The sequence below is a fragment of the Arthrobacter sp. Hiyo1 genome, from assembly GCF_001263615.2.
In the GTDB taxonomy this organism is placed as follows: Bacteria; Actinomycetota; Actinomycetes; order Actinomycetales; family Micrococcaceae; genus Arthrobacter.
The window spans coordinates 82,753-84,037 of record NZ_DF952473.1; the positions used below are offsets into that span (position 1 = coordinate 82,753).

Consider the following 1,285-nt stretch of genomic DNA (forward strand, 5'->3'; position numbering starts at 1 on the left):
CCGACGTCGTGCTCCGCCGGGTCGGTACCGACGACGCCGACTTCGAGTTCGACGGAACCCTTGTGTCCACGCACATGAAACTCCGCGGCGTCTACAACATCTTCAACGCCGCAGCCGCGTTGGTCCTCGCCAGGAGCATCACCGGGGCAAGCGGGAGGCCCGGCGACTCCGCCAAGCTGGTCAAGGCGCTCTCCGAAGTGGCTCCGGCGTTTGGCCGCGGGGAGAGCCTGACGGTGGACGGCCAGCCTTTTGAGTTGGTCCTCGTGAAGAACCCGAGCGGTTTCCGCCTGGGCCTGAAGTCTTTCCCGGCGAAGGGCTACGCGTCCATGATCGCCATCAATGACAACTATGCCGACGGCCGGGACATGTCGTGGCTTTGGGACGTTGAATTCGACTCCCTGCGCGAGGACGGTGTCGAGGTCGTCACCGGCGTCCGTGCCTATGACATGGCACTGCGCCTCCAGTACGACGAGGTCCGCTTCGGCTCAGTGGACACCGACATCACTGCGGCCTTGGCCGAATTCATCCGGGGTTCGGCCGGCAAACCGAAACGCGTATTCTGCACGTACACCGCGATGTTGGCCATCCGGCGCGAACTCTCCAAAATCACCACAGTAGAGGTGGTCTCATGACCCCGGCCGAAGGTACCGCACACACTAGCAAGGGCACCATCCGGGTCCTGCAGCTGTACCCCCGGGACATGAACATCTACGGGGACTGGGGCAACGCACTCGTCTTGCGGCAGCGCCTGCTCTGGCACGGTTACACGCCCGAACTCCTTGAATACAATGTGGGCGACGACTTCCCCGAAGATGTCGATCTCATTGTCGGCGGTGGCGGCCAGGACAGCGGCCAGGTAGTCATCCAGGACGATCTCCAGTCACGCGGCGAGCAACTGCGCGGGATGGCCGAGGACGGAACGCCCATGCTGGTCATTTGCGGGCTCTACCAGCTTTTCGGCAAGTTCTTCAAGACGAAGAGCGGACCTGTTATCCCCGGTATCGGCATCCTTGACGTCGAGACCATCGGTACGGACGAACGCCTCATCGGAAACGTCACGCTCACTTCACCCGAGTTCGGTGAAATCATGGGTTACGAAAACCACAGCGGACAGACCTCCCTGGGTGCCGGCGTCGAGCCGCTCGGCACCGTGTCCAAGGGTGCCGGCAACAACAGCAAAGACAACCACGAAGGCGCCAGGCACCGGAATGTGGTTGCCAGCTACTTGCACGGTTCCCTGTTGCCCAAGAATCCGGCCATCGCCGATTTCCTGATCCGGACCGCC

The 1,285-nt window shown here is 62.4% G+C and carries 2 protein-coding genes; both read left to right on the forward strand.

Annotated elements, in window-relative coordinates; translation table 11 throughout:
- Positions 1 to 632, forward strand: a 632-nt coding sequence (locus AHiyo1_RS15935; RefSeq protein ID WP_148667624.1) for a DUF1727 domain-containing protein, incomplete at its 5' end; no start/stop codon positions are given.
- The coding region (locus AHiyo1_RS15940; protein WP_059389207.1) for a type 1 glutamine amidotransferase at positions 629 to 1,285 on the forward strand (657 nt) is incomplete at its 3' end. The genes AHiyo1_RS15935 and AHiyo1_RS15940, both read left to right, overlap by 4 nt.